This is a genomic window from Flavobacterium sp. ARAG 55.4 (assembly GCF_051846875.1).
Classification (GTDB): Bacteria; Bacteroidota; Bacteroidia; order Flavobacteriales; family Flavobacteriaceae; genus Flavobacterium; species Flavobacterium plantiphilum.
Map to the genome: position 1 here is coordinate 38,627 of NZ_JBPYCT010000010.1, position 17,515 is coordinate 56,141.

Annotated in this window: 16 protein-coding genes; 12 read left to right on the top strand and 4 right to left on the bottom strand. The window is 32.5% G+C overall.

Features of this window, described 5'->3' with window-relative positions; all coding sequences use genetic code 11:
• Positions 1-522 precede the first annotated feature (522 nt).
• Positions 523-1,785, top strand: a complete 1,263-nt coding sequence (locus ACSV4D_RS11870) for an OmpA family protein (protein ID WP_439228443.1) — start codon at positions 523-525, stop codon at positions 1,783-1,785.
• 274 nt (positions 1,786-2,059) lie between these two features.
• On the opposite strand, the gene ACSV4D_RS11875 is transcribed toward ACSV4D_RS11870, so the two are convergent.
• On the bottom strand, positions 2,060-2,947 hold the full coding sequence (locus ACSV4D_RS11875; protein ID WP_408079283.1) for a carbon-nitrogen hydrolase: 888 nt from the start codon (positions 2,945-2,947) through the stop codon (positions 2,060-2,062).
• Between the two features lie 219 nt (positions 2,948-3,166).
• Here ACSV4D_RS11875 and ACSV4D_RS11880 point away from each other — a divergent pair, with 219 nt between their 5' ends.
• Positions 3,167-7,525, top strand: coding sequence for a PKD domain-containing protein (locus tag ACSV4D_RS11880; protein ID WP_439228444.1), 4,359 nt, complete (start codon positions 3,167-3,169; stop codon positions 7,523-7,525).
• A 15-nt stretch (positions 7,526-7,540) separates the two neighbouring features.
• Complete coding sequence (locus ACSV4D_RS11885; protein WP_439228445.1) at positions 7,541-8,542, top strand: PorP/SprF family type IX secretion system membrane protein; 1,002 nt, start codon at positions 7,541-7,543, stop codon at positions 8,540-8,542.
• Between the two features lie 8 nt (positions 8,543-8,550).
• Here ACSV4D_RS11885 and ACSV4D_RS11890 read toward each other — a convergent pair whose 3' ends face one another.
• Positions 8,551-8,913, bottom strand: a complete 363-nt coding sequence (locus tag ACSV4D_RS11890) for a winged helix-turn-helix transcriptional regulator (protein WP_408079289.1) — start codon at positions 8,911-8,913, stop codon at positions 8,551-8,553.
• A gap of 120 nt (positions 8,914-9,033) precedes the next feature.
• Between ACSV4D_RS11890 and ACSV4D_RS11895 the strand changes: the two genes are divergently transcribed.
• The 6 genes from ACSV4D_RS11895 (at position 9,034) to kdsB (ending at position 12,944) form a co-directional block, all read left to right on the top strand.
• On the top strand, positions 9,034-9,912 hold the full coding sequence (locus ACSV4D_RS11895) for an SDR family oxidoreductase (protein WP_439228446.1): 879 nt from the start codon (positions 9,034-9,036) through the stop codon (positions 9,910-9,912).
• Positions 9,913-10,017: 105 nt separating this feature from the next.
• Entirely contained in the window at positions 10,018-10,848 is an 831-nt protein-coding gene (gene ygiD / locus ACSV4D_RS11900) for a 4,5-DOPA dioxygenase extradiol (protein ID WP_439228447.1), read from the top strand.
• A 134-nt stretch (positions 10,849-10,982) separates the two neighbouring features.
• On the top strand, positions 10,983-11,294 hold the full coding sequence (locus ACSV4D_RS11905; protein WP_439228448.1) for a type II toxin-antitoxin system RelE/ParE family toxin: 312 nt from the start codon (positions 10,983-10,985) through the stop codon (positions 11,292-11,294).
• 4 nt (positions 11,295-11,298) lie between these two features.
• Entirely contained in the window at positions 11,299-11,592 is a 294-nt protein-coding gene (locus ACSV4D_RS11910; RefSeq protein WP_408079297.1) for a helix-turn-helix domain-containing protein, read from the top strand.
• A 44-nt stretch (positions 11,593-11,636) separates the two neighbouring features.
• Positions 11,637-12,137 carry a hypothetical protein gene (locus tag ACSV4D_RS11915; protein ID WP_439228449.1) on the top strand — a complete coding sequence of 167 codons (501 nt, stop codon included), beginning with the start codon at positions 11,637-11,639 and terminating at the stop codon, positions 12,135-12,137.
• An 81-nt stretch (positions 12,138-12,218) separates the two neighbouring features.
• The gene (kdsB, locus tag ACSV4D_RS11920; RefSeq protein WP_439228450.1) at positions 12,219-12,944 is read left to right on the top strand and encodes a 3-deoxy-manno-octulosonate cytidylyltransferase; all 726 of its coding nucleotides are present in this window, start codon (positions 12,219-12,221) and stop codon (positions 12,942-12,944) included.
• A gap of 69 nt (positions 12,945-13,013) precedes the next feature.
• Here kdsB and ACSV4D_RS11925 read toward each other — a convergent pair whose 3' ends face one another.
• Entirely contained in the window at positions 13,014-13,679 is a 666-nt protein-coding gene (locus tag ACSV4D_RS11925; RefSeq protein WP_439228451.1) for a spermidine synthase, read from the bottom strand.
• Between the two features lie 178 nt (positions 13,680-13,857).
• Between ACSV4D_RS11925 and ACSV4D_RS11930 the strand changes: the two genes are divergently transcribed.
• Positions 13,858-14,859, top strand: coding sequence for a hypothetical protein (locus ACSV4D_RS11930; protein WP_439228452.1), 1,002 nt, complete (start codon positions 13,858-13,860; stop codon positions 14,857-14,859).
• A gap of 55 nt (positions 14,860-14,914) precedes the next feature.
• Here the strand turns inward: ACSV4D_RS11930 and ACSV4D_RS11935 are convergent, their stop codons facing one another.
• Complete coding sequence (locus ACSV4D_RS11935; RefSeq protein ID WP_439228453.1) at positions 14,915-15,379, bottom strand: helix-turn-helix domain-containing protein; 465 nt, start codon at positions 15,377-15,379, stop codon at positions 14,915-14,917.
• 313 nt (positions 15,380-15,692) lie between these two features.
• On the opposite strand from ACSV4D_RS11935, the gene ACSV4D_RS11940 reads away from it, so the two are divergent.
• Positions 15,693-16,847, top strand: a complete 1,155-nt coding sequence (locus tag ACSV4D_RS11940) for a M14 family metallopeptidase (protein WP_439228454.1) — start codon at positions 15,693-15,695, stop codon at positions 16,845-16,847.
• Positions 16,848-16,924: 77 nt separating this feature from the next.
• On the top strand, positions 16,925-17,404 hold the full coding sequence (locus ACSV4D_RS11945) for an Lrp/AsnC family transcriptional regulator (protein ID WP_007139244.1): 480 nt from the start codon (positions 16,925-16,927) through the stop codon (positions 17,402-17,404).
• Positions 17,405-17,515 lie beyond the last annotated feature (111 nt).

Here is a 17,515-nt window from a genome sequence, read left to right on the forward strand (position 1 = left end):
ATAAGCATTCACAAGGATTATAAAAATCATAGATGTAAACAATATTAAAAACAGGATGCTGTTAAAACAGAAAGTTTTTTTTGTATTATGGTAAAAAAATATTGCATTTTAATGTTGTACAGGATAAAAGCTTTTACCAATACAATAATTGTGATAAAATGACGTTGCAAATGATTTTTTTATCTTTTGAATGGTATATAACTTCAGTTTTATTAGAAAATATTTGTTGTTTTATTGCTAAAAAATTACCTTTGATTTGATGAAATAGCGATAATATCTCAAGTAAATTAAGATAATTAAGAGATTAATTTAAAAAAAAAGTGGTTTTTTAAGTCTTTACAAACAGAGTTAAATGCCGTTTTAACACTTTGATAATCAAAATAATAGTACGATATTGTTTCCATAATAAGGAACGAAGAATTAAAAAAGTGGGAATTATATAACTCTAAAATAACAATTATCAGAATTATATGATTTATATTTGCATTGATTAAAAAATAAAATAAATTAAAATAAATAATCATGAAAAAGAAATTTGCCTCTTTATCTCTGTTAATACTGTCATTTGCAGCAAATGCACAAATTATGGGGACAACATCTGAAGAAAACATCGTTGATCCAAATCCTTATGACAAATGGTCTATTGAATTGAATGGTGGTGTAAACAAACCATTAAGAGCTATGACACCAGGTTATTCAACAGCTACACTTAATCCTTTTCATGCTGATTTAGGAGTAAGATACATGTTTAATCCTAAATTTGGTTTGAAACTTGATTTTGGATATGATAAATTTCAAGAGCGTGATGATACTGCACCATTTGAAAGCAGAATGATCAGAACAAGTTTACAAGGGGTTATCAACTTGGGTAGAACTTTAAACTTTGAGACATGGACTAACACTATTGGTTTATTAGCACATGGTGGATTTGGAGTTTCTCAATTATCTGCTAAAGATAATGGTTTTGACGGAGAAGATTACATGGGACATGGTATCCTTGGTTTAACGGGACAAATTAGATTAAGTAATAGTGTTGCTTTAACTGGAGACTTAAGCGGATTAGTTTACGGAAGACAAAACTACAATTTTGATGGTATGGGAGCAGCTAGGACAGGTGCTTTAGACGGAGTAACTCTTAATGCTTCTGTTGGTTTGACTTTTTACTTAGGTAAAAATGAAAAACATGCTGACTGGTATTCTAAAGATAAGTACGATGAGTTAGATGAAAGAGTAACATTGATTGAAACAGGTCTTATTGATTCTGATAAAGATGGTGTAGCTGATTTATATGATTTAGAGCCAAATACCGTTGCAGGTGTAGCAGTAAATACAAAAGGACAAGCGATAGATAAAAATCAAAATGGAGTTCCTGATGAATTAGAAAGTTATTTAGATAGCAGATTTGCGCAAAACAACAATACTAGTGCAACTAATAGTACTGTAGAAGAATTAATCAACGGAGGTTATGTAAATGTTTATTTTGATTTTAATTCATCAAAACCAACAAATACTTCTTTATCAGGTGTTGATTTCTTAGTGAAATATTTGAAAAATAACCCTTCAAAAAGTGCAGACGTTATAGGTTATGCAGATGAAATTGGAGGTTCAGGATACAACCAGACTTTATCTCAAAAAAGAGCAGAGGCAGTTAAGAATGTATTAATCAATGCCGGAATTGATGCTTCAAGATTAACTGTATCAGGTAATGGAGAAGATGCTTCAGTGAACAAAAATTCTAAAGAAGCTCGTCAAATCGTAAGAAGAGTTACTTTTAAAGTAAAGTAATTTTTAAACACTAATATTATAAAAAAGCTGTTTTGACAAATTGTTGAAACAGCTTTTTTTTAACTGTTAATTATTTATTGTTGCAAAACAAATTGTAAGTTTTGAAAATGTATAGAGGATTCAGTATCCTCTTTTTTATGCATTTTAATTTTATTGGCTTAAAATTACAACGGATATAGCGTTTTTTATTTTTTATTTAATTATCAAACATGAAAAATGGACTAAGGCAAATAGCTTTAGTCCATTTTTTATTTTAAAATCTGTGAGTTCTATATTAATCAATCGCTCGTTTTGTAATATCTCCAAAAGCATCGATTCTTCTATCTCTGAAGAAAGGCCAGTTTTGACGTACATTTTCCTGTAAATCTAAATCAACTTCAGCGATTAAGATTTCCTCTTTGTCATGGGAAGCCTGTGCCAAAATTTCTCCTTGCGGTCCACAGATAAATGAAGCTCCCCAAAATTCAATTCCGGGAGTATCCGGTAAATATTGTTCTAAGCCAATTCGGTTTGCTGCAGCTACAAATACACCATTAGCAACCGCATGACCTTTCATTACATTCATCCAGGCACCATATTGGTTTTCACCATAGTGCTCTTTTTCTTGTGGGTGCCACCCAATTGCGGTTGGATAAAATAATACTTCAGCACCTTTTAAAGCGGTCAAACGGGCTGCTTCAGGATACCATTGATCCCAACAAATTAAAGTTCCAATATTCCCTTTTTTAGTCGGATTGTTTTTAAAACCTAAGTCACCCGGTGTAAAGTAAAATTTCTCATAGAAAGCAGGATCGTCAGGAATATGCATTTTTCGGTATAGTCCGGCTTCAGTTCCATCCGTATCAATTATATAAGCACTATTATGATAAATTCCGGCCATCCTTTTTTCGAAGAAAGGAACAATAATTACGACACCCAATTCTTTAGCTAATTCGCTAAAAGCAATAAAAGAAGTGCTGTATAAAGGTTCAGCCAGGTTAAAGTTTTCTACATCTTCGCTTTGGCAGAAATAATGACTGCTGTATAGTTCAGGTAATGATATGACTTCTGCTCCCTGACTGGCAGCATCTCTCACCCAATTGATACATTTTTTTAAATTGTTTTCGGCATTATCATTCAGGTTTAACTGAACAACGGCAATTTTATATTTTTTGTTTGGCATCGTAAAAAAAATTTAGACTGTAAAAATAGTTATTTTTATGAAGAGTAGAAATAGTGACTTTTATTAAAAAAGAGGTTTTTCCCTCTTTAACAAATATTTTAAGTATCTGAATAGTAAATATTGGGAACTTAGCTCATAAAACACCCGAATATTATTTTATATAATGTTTATTTAAAAATTATATATATTTTTGTCAGAAAAATACAGAATCCGTTTTTTATGATAAAACTTTACAGGGTTGTACATTGTTTATGTATATGCATTGCTCTCATAGGAATAAATGAAACAATTGCCAATACTTTAAATACCACTGTTGAAAATACTGTTGCTGCTCCTGTAGTAGATTTTACTTTTAACAATAACAATAGTTGTTCCGGAACTCCCATTACTTTTGCTCCTGTAATTAGTGGTGATGCACCTTATACTTACAATTGGGATTTTGGTGACGGTACCAACTCTGCTAATAGTAATCCTACACATAATTTCATCGCTTTGGGGTGTGGAATTCAAAATTTCAGTGTTAAATTAACGGTTACAGATCGAAATGGTTTAAGCAATTCAGTAACTAAAACAGTTTCAGTACAACAAAAGCCTGATTTAAAGTTTGTCAATTTAGATGCGGGTTCTACTTCAGTTTTTGAGCGTTGTGGTGATAATAACACCAATTTAACCTATACTATCCGAGTGGGTAATGCTTCTGCTTCGGTCTCCTGTATTAGTTCTTACAATATAGATTGGGGTGATGGAAGCACTGAAACGAATGTTAGTTTTCCAAAGACACATACGTACCAACGTTTAGGTTCTTTTAATATGGTTATTACAGCTGTAGGAAGTGCAGGTTGTAATAATAGTATTTCGTACATCGTAAAAAATTCAAACAATCCTGTAGGAGCTTTGATAGCTCCGGGAAATACGACCAACTTTTGTATTCCGGTAGCTCCAATGAATTTTGCCATTGGTTCCTGGGCATTAAATCCTTCTGATACCAGATACACGGTAAATTATGACGATGGTTCAACAGCAACCTATACACAAACTCAATTAGAAAGTTCGGTTTATTATAACGCTTCAAATCCTTCTGCATCTCAGGATTTTCCTATTCCGCATACTTTTACACGTTTTAATTGTCCCACTGGAAGTACGGTAAGATTAACTATTTCTAATTCCTGTGGAAGTACGAGTTTATCTGCCGGTCCTATCATTATTTTGGATAAACCAACTGTAAGTTTTAGTTCGCCAAGTATAGCCTGTGTGAATTCGTCAGTTTATTTTAGTAATACCACTGTTGCCGGATTTAAAAATGATTGTAGTACAGTGGGAGTATATACATGGGATTTTGGTGATGGAACACCCGTATCTAATCAGGTTAATCCAAGTCATGTTTATACAAGACCAGGATCTTATACCATTAAACTAAACGCTGTTACTCCTTGTGGTGTGGGGATAGAATACAGAAGAGATATTTGTGTGGAACCTGTTTTACAACCCAATTTTACTTATACAAAAGCTTGTATCAATTCGAATACTCAGATTAGCAATACAACCGATACGAGATTTGCCTGTGGTTCTCAAAGTTATTATTGGAGTATAAATGATTTTTATGATCCTTATTGCAAAAATGAGAGAGGAAGCTGGTATTTTACAGCTGGAACAAGTTCTAATTCTAAAGATCCAGTAATCAATTTTACAGTTTCGGGAACTTATTACCTTCGATTAAGAACTATAAATTCCTGTGGTATCGAAAGAGAAATCACTAAGATTATAGAAGTTAAAAAACCTCCAATTATTACTTTAGATCCTATTTCTAATTATTGTAATTCTGCCACAATCAATCCGGTTGGAAAAGTAGTAGAGAATTGTGCGCCAAGTTCTGAATTGACTTATTCCTGGAGTTTCCCCGGAGGAACTCCATCAACTTCTTCGTCTTTAAATCCGGGGCCTATAAATTATACAAGCAGCGGGAATTACACGGCAACTTTTACGGTTACTAATAGTTGTGGTTCTGTTTCCGCATCACAAAATTTTTCGGTAAATACGGTTTTGTCACCTATTATTGCTCCTAAAGCAGTTAATATGTGCAGTGGTGCGACTTTTAATGTTACCCCAAGAAGCGGAGCCGGAGATAACGTTCCTTCGGGTACTACTTATACGTGGTTTACACCGGTAATTTCTCCTGCGGGAGCAATTAGTGGCGCATCGGCACAATTAACTCCCAGAACTAATATCAGTCAGACATTAGTAAACAATACAAGTAATCGGGCGACTGCTACTTATACCGTTTCACCTACAGCAGGAAGTTGTCCCGGACCTAATTTTACCGTTACCGTTACGGTTGATCCTCTGATAAATCCTAATCCTGTCATCCGTAACACTACTTGTTTTGGCGCAGCTGATGGTGCTATTAATTTAACAGTAGCAGGAGGAATCCCTTTTACTACAGGAGCTCAATATCAATTTTCATGGACAGGACCTAATGGTTTTACAAGTACCAGTGAGGATATTTCCAATTTAGTAGCCGGAACTTATACTTTGAGAATTACAGATAATGGAAATTGTCCATTTGTAGCTACTTATCAGGTAAATCAACCGGCTAAATTTGCATTTACTGATTTTAAAACAGACATCTCCTGTCATAATTTGAATGACGGACAAATTATTCTAAATGTTAGTGGCGGAACAGCGCCTTATACATATGTCTGGACCAAAGATGGTAATCCATTTTCTTCTTCGAAAGATATTCGGAATTTAGCCGAAGGCGTTTATCATGTTATCATAACGGAAGTCAATAATTGTGATATTCTCGAAAATACTTATACCATTGTCAATCCTCCTTTATTAGAAGTAAGTCTGGCCGGAAAAAAAGACATTCTTTGTTATGGTTATGCTACGGGTGAAATTGATGTTGATGTTATTGGTGGGAGAGCTGTAGAAATAAGTCCGGGTCTTTTCAATTACAGTTATTCATGGACCGGTCCTAATGGATTTAGAAGCTCTTCTAAAAACTTACGCAATCTGTACGCAGGAACTTATCGCTTAAGTGTAACTGATAATTCAGGATGTGTGGACAATCTGGATGTTGTTTTGACTCAGAACAGCGAAATTAAACTGGAATACACTAAAACAGAAATTGCCTGTTATAATGATGCGAATGCATCCATTACTATTACAAATATTACCGGCGGAGTTCCATTTGCTTCAGGCGAACCTTATAGTATCAAATGGAGTAATTTAGGTTCGGGAAGAATCCAAAACGATTTATCAGCAGGAACTTATGTTATTACTATCGAAGATGCCTTAGGCTGTCCAAAAGTATTTCCTGTTACCATTGATAATGTTCCTGAGTTTGCCATCCATCCTGATGTAAAACAAATTAGCTGTTTTGGAGCTAAAGACGGTCATATTCGATTAAACTTAGTAGGAGGAGTAACTCCTGTAAAATTAGTATGGACTGATGATCCTACAGCCGGAGTTGAACGAAACAATCTTGGACCGGGAAGATATTCCGTAATTATTACAGATAAAAAACTATGTAAAATTGAGGATACTTTTATTATAAACGAACCTTTAGCTATAGAATTAAAAGCAGATGTATCAAACCCGTTGAGTTGTAATAACGCCAATACCGGAGCAATTAATTTGATTATTACCGGAGGAACACCGCCTTTTACTTATGTCTGGTCGAATGGAGCAAAAACAAAAGATTTAATCAATTTGCCTCCGGATAATTATATTGTAAATGTAACTGATGCGAATGGTTGTAAAGCAACAGAATCCTGGAAAATTACCCGATTTGAACAATTAACACCCACTGTCGAAACCATAACGGATTATGATTGTGATACTAAATATGTCAAACAAACTTTTGTAGGACATGTAAAAGGAGGGATTCCACCTTATACTTTAAGCTGGTCTGACGGGGTAATTAGCGGCAGTAATAACCAGATTATGAACACTAAAAATAATGGTTTAATCGTATTTAGTGTTGAAGACAGTTTTGGCTGTAAACAGGATTTGCCTTTCAATGTAAATACTCCGGTACTGGGGAATCCCGGTTTTTCTTTCGAATCGTATGGAAATGATGTTTATAATTTATATTCCATATTTGACCCTGTTTTGTTTACCAATTTAGCTACGGGAGATTTCACTACTATTGCCTGGGACTTTGGAGACGGGAATTTCTCTGATGAAGAAAGTCCTTCTCATATTTATACCAGAACAGGAACCTATACGATTAGGCAAACTGTTAGCTATCCTTTTGGTTGTCAGTATGTTTTTTCTAAAACTATTCAAATAGAAAAAGGATATAGTTTAGTAATGCCTACCGCTTTTACTCCGAATAATGATGGTACTAATGATAGTTTTGCTCCTGTATTTTTAGGTCTTACTCAGATTACATTACATATTTATGACACCTGGGGCAGTTTAATTTACAGTGAAACAGGAGAAACCATAAAAGGCTGGAATGGAAAAGTAAAAGATACTGATGCCGAAAATGGAAATTATTATTTTAAAGTATTGGGTACAACCTTTTACAATCATACCATTACCGAAGAAGGAGCTGTCACATTAATAAAATAAAAGAATATCATTAAAATGAGAATTAAATTAATTATTATCCTGATTTCGTGTTTCTTTTATTCGAATTTGAAAGCACAGGATCCTGTTTTTACGCAGTACTTTTTAGTGCCAGAAACTTTGAATCCCGGTTTTACGGGTTTTATGGAAACTACCTATCTGGGAATTATTCATAGAGAACAATGGCCGGATTTAAATTTAAAAATTGATACTGATTATGCTTTTTTGAATACCTGGAGTGACCAAATGAACAGTGGTATTGGCATCAGCTTTTTAAATCAGAGGGAAAGTGCAACTAATTATAATTTTTCTCAAATCAATGCCAATTATGCTTACCGTGTTCGAATAAGTGACGAATGGGATTTCAGACCCGCAATAGAAGTTGGTTTTGGATTAAAATCATTTGGATTCCGAAATTTATTATTGGAAGACCAAATCAATATTCGAACAGGAATTAATAATGCCACTTCAATTGATCCGGCATTACAAAATGATAAAGTTGGTTTTTTTGATATAGGAGCAGGGATGGTTTTTAATACGGAGGATTTATGGATTGGCTTGTCTGTAAAACACCTCAATAAACCTAATATTGCTTTTAATAAAGATGGAAATGTTCCTTTGAATACCTTTTTCTCCTTGAGTTCGGGATACGAATTTCTTTTAGCCGATTATATCGATGTACAATTTTTTCCGTATGCCACTAAAATGTTTGCTACAGCAAATTATATGCAACAAGGGCGTTACAACCGTCTGGATATAGGAACTTCTATATTATTTGAAAAAATGTTTTTTGGTGTTACTGCCGTTACTAATCCTGCTAAGAACGGAATAGACGGACACTTACTGACTTCCTTAAATTTCTTTACCGGATTGCAATATGAGCATTTAAGGCTGGGACTTTCTTATGATGCCAATACAACTAAAATAGGTCGGACAGGAGGTATTTATGAACTTTCGCTGACTTACCAGTTTAATTTAGACAAAAAATGTTTTGGCTGTCCTAATTACACCGAAAGGTAAGTTGAATATTACTTTTCTGAAAGTACCGCTTCCCGGTGTTGTATTCCCCATTCCAGCATTTTATCCAGAACATCACTCAGTAATTTTCCTGATTCAGTCAGTTCATATTCAACGGTAATAGGTGTAGTATCATAAACAGTACGTTTTACCATTCCGTTTATTTCTAAATCTTTTAATTCTTTGGATAGCATTCGGGGAGTAATCTTTGGAATATTACGCTGAATATCTGTAAAACGTCTTTTTTCGAATAAGAGCGAACCGATAATGGGCAATTTCCATTTTCCACTAATAACATTCAGCGTATCATTTACTGCTAAAACAAACTGAATTGGACAGGATTTAGCTTCTTTAAAACTAATTATGTTTTCCATAATGTATTGATTTTATTGTTACTATACTAAAGGATAGTAGTATACTTTAGTATATGAGTATATTTTGTATAGCAAATGTAAGTATCTTTGAATTATTATTAATGAAAAAAAACAGAAAAAATGAATACTACTATTTTAGTTACCGGAGCTACCGGAAATTTCGGAAAATTAACAATTGATTTTTTATTGAAAAAGGGAATCGCTCCGGCAAATATTTCAGCATTAGTCAGAAACGAAAACAAAGCAGAAGATTTGGCTGCAAATGGAATCAATATAAAAGTTGGAGATTATGACAATTATGATTCTTTATTAAATGCTTTTCAAGGAATCGATAAGTTATTATTGGTATCCGGTACTGATTTGACCAACAGAATGAGCCAACAATTAAATGCTGTTAAAGCGGCAAAAGAAGCAGGAGTGAAGCATATTTTGTATACCAGTTTTGAACGTAAAAACGAAACGGAAACTTCACCAATTGCCTTTTTAGCCCAATCCCACATTGCTACGGATCATGCTATCAAAACAAGCAGAATCAGGTATACTATTTTTAGAAACAATTTATATCTGGATGTTTTACCTATGTTTCTGGGAGAAAAAGTATTAGAATCCGGAATTTATTTTCCTGCCGGAGAAGGAAAAGCAGCTTATGTTTCCAGAACTGATTTGGCAGAAGCAGCTGCGAATGTATTGAGTTCTGAAGGACATGAAAACAAAGAATATGCAATGAATAATATCGAGAATTATTCGTTTCAGGAAATTGCCGAAGCTATAAGTAAAATTACATCTAAAGAAATTAAGTATTTCAGTCCCGCTACAGAAGAATACTCAGAAACACTCAAAAATGCCGGAGTTCCCGGAGAATACATAGAAATGTTTACAGGTTTTGCTGAAGCTATCAAACAAGGAGAATTTGATTCTGATAAATCTGATTTGGAAAAATTATTGGACAGAAAACCTACAAGTCTGAATGATTTTTTAAAGAATGTTTATGCTAAATAAAATCCAGCACTCAGAAAATCAATAAAATTTTATTAACCACAAACTATACCAATTAATTTTCGCTAATTTGTGTAATTTGTGGTTGAAAATAAAAAATCATTGTTTATGAATACTTTAAACGATTTATATAAAATTTCGGGTAATTTTTCTAAAACGGATAAAATGCCGGTGCTGTTTTTAGGACATGGAAGCCCGATGAATGCTATTGAGGAAAATCAGTTTGTGGCTGGTTTTAGGAATATGGCTAAAACTTTACCGCAGCCGAATGCTATTTTGTGTATTTCGGCACATTGGTTTACTAAAGGAACTAAAGTTACAGCTATGGAAATGCCTCGAACGATTCATGATTTTGGAGGATTTCCAAAAGAATTATTCGCAGTGGAATACCCTGCCCAAGGAAATCCGGATTTAGCCATCGCAACTAAGGAATTATTATTGCCCACAGAAGTGGAACTCGATCACGAATGGGGATTGGATCATGGTGCCTGGAGTGTGATTAAACATTTATATCCTGAGGCTAATGTTCCTGTGATTCAGTTGAGTATTGATTATTCAAAATTACCACAATACCATTTTGAGTTGGCGCAAAAATTAAGTGATTTGCGTCATAAAGGCATTCTTATTATAGGAAGTGGAAATATTGTACACAATTTACGATTGGTAGATTTTTATAATATGAATGTAGATAATTATGGTTTTGATTGGGCAATTGAAGCCAGAGAAAAAGTAAATGCTTTTTTATTAGATGGTAATTTTCAGGCTTTGATTGATTATGAAAAACAGGGGCAAGCTTTGCAACTCGCTATTCCTACACCGGAACATTATTTGCCTTTAATTTATACCTTAGGCTTAAAAAATAAAACTGAAGAACTGAGTTTGTTTAATGATAAATTATTGGGAGGTTCTTTGAGTATGACTTCGGTGAAGATTGTGTAGAGTATTTGATTAAAATAAGACTATGCATAGTTTAAAAATTGTAAATCAATAACCATTTGTTTCCTTATAAAGAAACTTGTATCTTTGTTAAATTAAGCGTATAAATATGGATTATAAATTCAAAGTTACATTTCTTGAACCTGTTTTTGGAGTTTTTAGAAAGTTTAGATCAAAAAACTAAAGAGAAAGTTCTTTACAATATTTGGAAATCAAGAAGTGTAAATGATAATGAACTTTTCAAAAAACTGGAAGGTAAGATTTGGGAATTTAGAACTTTGTATAATAAACAATATTTAAGATTATTTGCTTTTTGGGACAAATCAGACAAGCAAGATACAATTGTAATTTCAACTCATGGAATAATTAAAAAAACAGACAAAACACCAAAAGTAGAAATGGAACGTGCAAAATCATTAAGAATAAAATATTTTAACGAGAAAAAATAAGATTATGAAAACATATAGTTTAGATGAAGTAACAGATAAATTCGTTGGAAAAAAAGGAACAGCTAATAGAGATGCTTTTGATAACGAGTTAAAATTAGAGCTTATAGGACAAACTATTAAACAAATTCGTAAAGAAAGAAATTTAACTCAAGAACAATTAGGAGAATTAGTGGGAGTTAAAAAAGCGCAAATTTCAAAAATTGAAAATAGTTTAACTGATGCGAGATTTGATACCATTATAAAAGTGTTTAAAGCGCTAAATGCAAAAATAAATTTTAGTGTTGAATTAAGTCATTAAAAATAAATTGCAAAACCATCTTAGATGAATTATATCATTTTAATATGAAAAAATGTATCTTGATATTATGTTGTTTTCTTATAATTGTTTCTTGTAATAAAAACAAGAAAAAAGTTGTTGAAAAATCAAACATTGTAAAAAGTATAGTTGTATCTAAATTTAATTCCTCAAATAATTTAATACCTAAAGTTAATAGTGACACTTTGATTATTAAAAGTAAATGTGCAATAATATATGATCAAACAGAAAAGAATATTGAAAAAAGAAAAAAAGAAATTGGAGAAGAAAAATTTTATGTAGGTGCAGACGATTTTCTTTTTTATCTCAATGAAGCCAATGAATATTTGGAATCAAAAGAAATAAAAATCATTACAACTGAAAATCATAAAATTTTGAAATTTGTTTCAGATAATAAAAAAGTTACAATTATAAATCTTGATTTAGAAAAAGATATGGGTGGAGTTTATTTATTTAATTCCAAACAAACACCTAAAAAGATTAACATCATGGACATAAGTGACGAATTTGAATCTTATATGAAATAAAACATAGTTTAGAAAAACAACAAATTTCAATTTTAAATATATCTTTGCGCCTTTCTGTCTTTGTGGCAAATATAATTTTATATGAAAATAATAGCAGTCATTCCCGCCCGTTACGCCTCCACACGATTCCATGCCAAACTAATGCAGGATTTGGGAGGAAAAACAGTCATTTTAAGAACTTATGAAGCAGCAGTAAACACTAATTTGTTCGATGATGTTTTTGTCGTAACGGATTCCAGTTTGATTTTTGACGAAATTACAGCTCACGGCGGTAAAGCGATTATGAGTATCAAAGAACACGAATCGGGGAGTGACCGAATCGCTGAAGCGGTAGAAAATCTGGATGTAGATATTGTAATTAATGTTCAGGGCGACGAACCTTTTATTAATGCCGAACCGTTGAAAGAGGTCATTGAAGTTTTTAAAAACGACCATGAACAAAAAGTAGATTTGGCTTCGTTGATGTATGAAATCAAAGACGAGGAAGAAATCAACAATCCAAATAATGTGAAAGTAGTGGTGAATCAAAATAATTTTGCCTTATATTTTTCCCGCTCAGTTATTCCGTATCCAAGAGAGAAAAATGTTGGGGTACGCTACATGAAGCATATTGGAGTCTATGCATTTAGAAAACAGGCATTATTGGATTTCTATCATTTGCCCATGAAAACTTTGGAAGCTTCCGAAAAATTAGAACAATTGCGCTATTTGGAATTTGGCAAACAAATAAAAATGGTCGAAACTACTCATGCCGGAATTGGTATTGATACCAAAGAGGACTTAGACAAAGCCCGAAAAATAGTTTAATCAACAAATAAACTTTTTGCCACGAATTCACGAATTGAAAATAAATTTGTGAATTCGTGGCTTAAAATTTCAGATCAATTTTTCAATAATAATTAATTCATTGTGCTGTTCTACCCTTGGAATGGTTTTAATTGTGAAAGACTGCTTTTTAAAATCGGTAATTAATTTTTTATTTCTAAGATTGTCCGCTTCGTTTAAAAGCATGGTGTTAAAAAGAATGTTCCCTTTATTTTTTAACAGCGAACAAATCCTGTCGATAAAAAAAGATTCAAAAAGGAAATTAGGCATTTTGATATCCTGAAAAATATCGACTACAATCAAATCATATTTTTCGGTTGTTTTTAAAACAAATTCAAAAGCATCGTCAATCACAATGTCGAGCTGTGGAATTTCATTCAGTTTAAAAAACCGATTCGCTATTTTTATAATTTCTGAATCAATTTCTACAGCTGTTATTTTTCCTTTAAACTCAATTTCATCAACCAGCGTTTTGATGACGCTTCCGCCTGCAACTCCTAAAACTAAAATATGCTGCATTTGCTTTATTCTGGCAAAACCAATGTTTTTTAAACCTAATTTTAAAATTCGCTGCAAACTTCCATACGAATAATTAGTATTTAAAGAATCCATGACCAAATCGCCATTAGACCAGCTAATTTCTAAAGTCTGACTTATAGCTGATTTTTGAGTATAAATTTTTATGGGGTAGAAATAACTTAAAAGGCGTTTAATCATAAAATAAGGGCTTTTACCAAAAATAGCGCATAATTTTTAAAATTCTATATTTTATTACAGAAAAAAGAGTGAGATTTTGCTTATTCTGTTAAAATTTAATAACAGGATTTTTTTTGATAATTTTAAAACCATGACTGGGAAATTTTCGTAAATAAATGAAACTTTAAAAAATACAACTATGAAAAATTTATTTATCTCTTGCGCAGTCTTAATTTTATCACTGAGTTCCTGTTCTAATGATGACAAAGAAATGAAGGATAAAGAACTGGTATTAGTTACGTCAAGTAATACTTCAGGAAAAGTAACTTATGTTAACTTAGAAGAGCCTTCTCCAATGGTTCAGTCATTTACTATTGCTTCTCTGGATGCAGAAGGAATTTCGTATGATCCCGATACAGATAATATTATTGTAGCGTCACGCACAAATAACAGATTAGAAAGTTATTCGGATGTTAAAACCGCAGCTGCTTCCGGGGCTTTAGCATTAACAGCTTCTGTAAGCAGCTCAAATCTTGATTTTACAAATGCACGGGAAACTGCAGTTGCAGGGGACAAAATCGTAGTCGCTCAGGATCAGTTAGCGTCCAACGGAATGGTTAATAAATTATTTGTTTACCAGAAAACGACCTCAGGTTTTACGCTTTTAAAGTCTTATACCGTTGATTTTAAATTATGGGGAATTCATATGGATGGAAATGATTTATATGCAGTTGTTGATTTAACCTCAGATATTGCAGTGTTTAAAAACTTTATGAATAATCCTTCGGGGAATATTGCTGCCACTAAACGCGTCAGTATTGAAGGTCTTGTAAGAACTCATGGAATTACTTATTCTGCTAAGGAAGACTTAATGGTTCTTACTGATGTTGGAAGTGCAACTTCTGATTCTGATGGCGGATTGGTTTATATTAAAAATTTCACCAGTGTATTTGCTTCAACTGCTAATATGGGAACTATCAGTACGGGAAATCAAATCAGAATTTACGGTCCCAACTCTCAGTTAGGAAATCCTGTAGATGTAGCTTATGATGATAAAACTAAAATGACGTATGTTGCGGAACGGTTAAATGGAGGTGGAAAGGTATTGACTTTTGCAAAAGCTACTATGTCCGCTGATGCTAATCCTTTAAGTGTAAGAACTGAAGCTGGTGTTACTTCAATTTTTATTATAAGAAATTAAGATAGGTTTTTATTTGTTTTGTATAACCCTAAATGCTGTAAAAAGGTATTTAGGGTTATTTTTTTTGGTTAGCACTATAGGTCTTAAAAGTTCCGTCTTTGTAAAAAAACACTATTTTATCAATAGTTTCTTCAAAGAAATGAGCTGTGATTTCCGGTTTCTTTTCCGCAACGGTCTCTTTTTTATCTTCTTCTATAGTACCTTGAAAGCTTTGGGAAAACAAATCCTCTTTTATTGCAGTCCTAGTATCTGAAAAACTGCTTATAGCTTCAGCTTCTGTAGGGACTGAGTTATTTTTAGGGAAAGTTCCTTTACCGTTTAAAAGCCAGTACAAATCCACTTCAGGATAAACTTCTAAAATTTTAAGTATAAAATCCAGACTGGGTTTGTTTCTTCCGGAAAGGAGGTGGGACAGACTGGAGCGTTGTACTCCAATTTTATCTGCAAATGCAGAAGCGTTTACACCGTAGTATTCCAGTATAACTTCGAGTCTTTTTATAAAATCATCCGTGTTTACCATTGTAAATCAGTATTTAAATTTGACTATTTACAAATGTAAATAAAACAATCGGTATTAACAAATTTACAACTGTAAAGAGCGATTTTATAGTTTAAAACATTAATTTTTAAGTTTATTTAATTATATATAAAATACTGATAATTAGTTTTTTATAATATTTAAACAAACTAGATAACATTTGTTAATTACAGACTTAGTTTCTAGATATAGTTTTCTAAAACGGCTGTTTACAATTCTGAAAAATCAAACCAAACAATTGTTTACAAATGTAAAAATAAAGATGTTTACTTTTGTAAATCAAATATATCAGATTATGAATTTAGAGCAGTTGTTTCTAGACAGCAAGGAAAAAACGATTGAAGGCAGGTATTTGACTTTGGAGTCAATTGAGCCAATTTTGAAACGAATTAATACAGATAACCAACTTTCTGTTGTTGGACAATCGGTTCAGGGAAGACCAATTTATAAGTATATTATTGGTACCGGAAAAACTAAAATTTATTTGTGGTCACAAATGCACGGAAATGAAAGCACGACTACTAAAGCATTATTCGACTTTCTAAACCTCTTGCATAGCGGTAGTGATTTAGCCGAAAGCTTTTTGGAAAATTTTACATTTTGCTGTTTGCCGATGCTTAATCCGGATGGAGCTGTGTTGTACACTCGTGCGAATGCCAACGAAATTGATTTAAACAGAGATTCTCAGGATTTAACCCAACCGGAAAGCAAATTATTACGAGCTGTTTTTGAAGAATTCAAACCGGATTATTGTTACAATCTTCATGATCAGCGAACTATTTTTGGTGTAGCAGATACCGGAAAACCTGCAACTGTATCTTTTTTAGCACCTTCTTACAATGAGGAAAGAGAAATAAATAATTCGAGACAAAAAGCGATTAATTTGATTGCAGGAATGAATGAAGTTTTACAAAAATTCATTCCGGGACAAATAGGCAGGTTTGATGATTCTTTTAATATCAATTGTATAGGTGATACATTTCAGTATTTGGGCGTGCCAACCATTTTATTTGAGGCTGGGCATTACCCTGGTGATTATGAAAGAGAAGTGACCAGAAAGCATATATTTATCGCATTAGTGACGAGTTTTAAAATACTTAGCGAAAACGTTATAGAAATTAACAGAACAGAGGATTATTTGAATATTCCTCAAAATAAAGTCACTTTTTATGATTTTATATACAAAAAGGTTAAAATAAATTATGACGGTAATGAAAAAATAACGAATTTTGCTGCACAGTACAAAGAAGAATTAGTTGACGGAAAAATCAACTTTAATGCTTACATTGTAAAAGTGGATGATTTGGAAGGTTTTTTTGGTCATGAAGTATTTGATGCCCGGGAAGGTGTTTATGAAGATGAGGACGAAAATTTTCCAAAATTAGATCAAAAAGCAAATTTTTGTGTAAATAAAAACATTAATTTTGTTAACGGATTGATAAAAAAGTAATTTTTTGTAAGAGTTCTTCATTTTTATGTATATTTTTATGCTTTAAAAATGATAATTAATAATATAATTAGAGAAATATGAGTAAGTTCCGTTTAGATGAAGTTGATCATCAAATATTAGACATGTTGATAGACAATACGAGAGTTCCGTTTACGGATATTGCTAAAAAATTATTGATTTCTGCTGGAACAGTTCACGTGAGGGTAAAGAAAATGGAAGATGCCGGAATAATTATGGGATCTTCATTAGTATTGGATTATGACAAATTAGGCTATTCTTTTATAGCTTATGTGGGCGTTTTCCTGAATAATACTTCTCAGACTAAATTTGTTTTACAGCGAATTAATGAAATTCCATTTGTAACTGTTGCTTCGGTAACTACAGGTAAATTCAATATTTTTTGCAAAATCAGAGCAAAGGATACGAAACACGCTAAAGATGTAATCTTTATGATTGATGATATTGATGGTGTTTACAGAACCGAAACTATGATTTCTCTTGAAGAAAGTATAAACGATAAAAAGCGTTTGATGCATACTATTTTTAAAAATATGTAATCAACTTGAATGCGAAGTAAAAATATTACCTCAAGTTGACTCTTGGGGTTATTTTTTTTAATACTCAACAATAAAATACACTATAATTAACTTAATAATTTAACATAATTT

What these genes read in the sequence shown, in the direction of transcription:
- ACSV4D_RS11870 (WP_439228443.1), top strand. Translation starts at nt 523, where the DNA reads ATGAAAAAGAAATTTGCCTCTTTATCTCTGTTAATACTGTCATTTGCA.
- ACSV4D_RS11875 (WP_408079283.1), bottom strand. Translation starts at nt 2,947, where the DNA reads ATGCCAAACAAAAAATATAAAATTGCCGTTGTTCAGTTAAACCTGAAT.
- ACSV4D_RS11880 (WP_439228444.1), top strand. Translation starts at nt 3,167, where the DNA reads ATGATAAAACTTTACAGGGTTGTACATTGTTTATGTATATGCATTGCT.
- ACSV4D_RS11885 (WP_439228445.1), top strand. Translation starts at nt 7,541, where the DNA reads ATGAGAATTAAATTAATTATTATCCTGATTTCGTGTTTCTTTTATTCG.
- ACSV4D_RS11890 (WP_408079289.1), bottom strand. Translation starts at nt 8,913, where the DNA reads ATGGAAAACATAATTAGTTTTAAAGAAGCTAAATCCTGTCCAATTCAG.
- ACSV4D_RS11895 (WP_439228446.1), top strand. Translation starts at nt 9,034, where the DNA reads ATGAATACTACTATTTTAGTTACCGGAGCTACCGGAAATTTCGGAAAA.
- ygiD (WP_439228447.1), top strand. Translation starts at nt 10,018, where the DNA reads ATGAATACTTTAAACGATTTATATAAAATTTCGGGTAATTTTTCTAAA.
- ACSV4D_RS11910 (WP_408079297.1), top strand. Translation starts at nt 11,299, where the DNA reads ATGAAAACATATAGTTTAGATGAAGTAACAGATAAATTCGTTGGAAAA.
- ACSV4D_RS11915 (WP_439228449.1), top strand. Translation starts at nt 11,637, where the DNA reads ATGAAAAAATGTATCTTGATATTATGTTGTTTTCTTATAATTGTTTCT.
- kdsB (WP_439228450.1), top strand. Translation starts at nt 12,219, where the DNA reads ATGAAAATAATAGCAGTCATTCCCGCCCGTTACGCCTCCACACGATTC.
- ACSV4D_RS11925 (WP_439228451.1), bottom strand. Translation starts at nt 13,679, where the DNA reads ATGATTAAACGCCTTTTAAGTTATTTCTACCCCATAAAAATTTATACT.
- ACSV4D_RS11930 (WP_439228452.1), top strand. Translation starts at nt 13,858, where the DNA reads ATGAAAAATTTATTTATCTCTTGCGCAGTCTTAATTTTATCACTGAGT.
- ACSV4D_RS11935 (WP_439228453.1), bottom strand. Translation starts at nt 15,379, where the DNA reads ATGGTAAACACGGATGATTTTATAAAAAGACTCGAAGTTATACTGGAA.
- ACSV4D_RS11940 (WP_439228454.1), top strand. Translation starts at nt 15,693, where the DNA reads ATGAATTTAGAGCAGTTGTTTCTAGACAGCAAGGAAAAAACGATTGAA.
- ACSV4D_RS11945 (WP_007139244.1), top strand. Translation starts at nt 16,925, where the DNA reads ATGAGTAAGTTCCGTTTAGATGAAGTTGATCATCAAATATTAGACATG.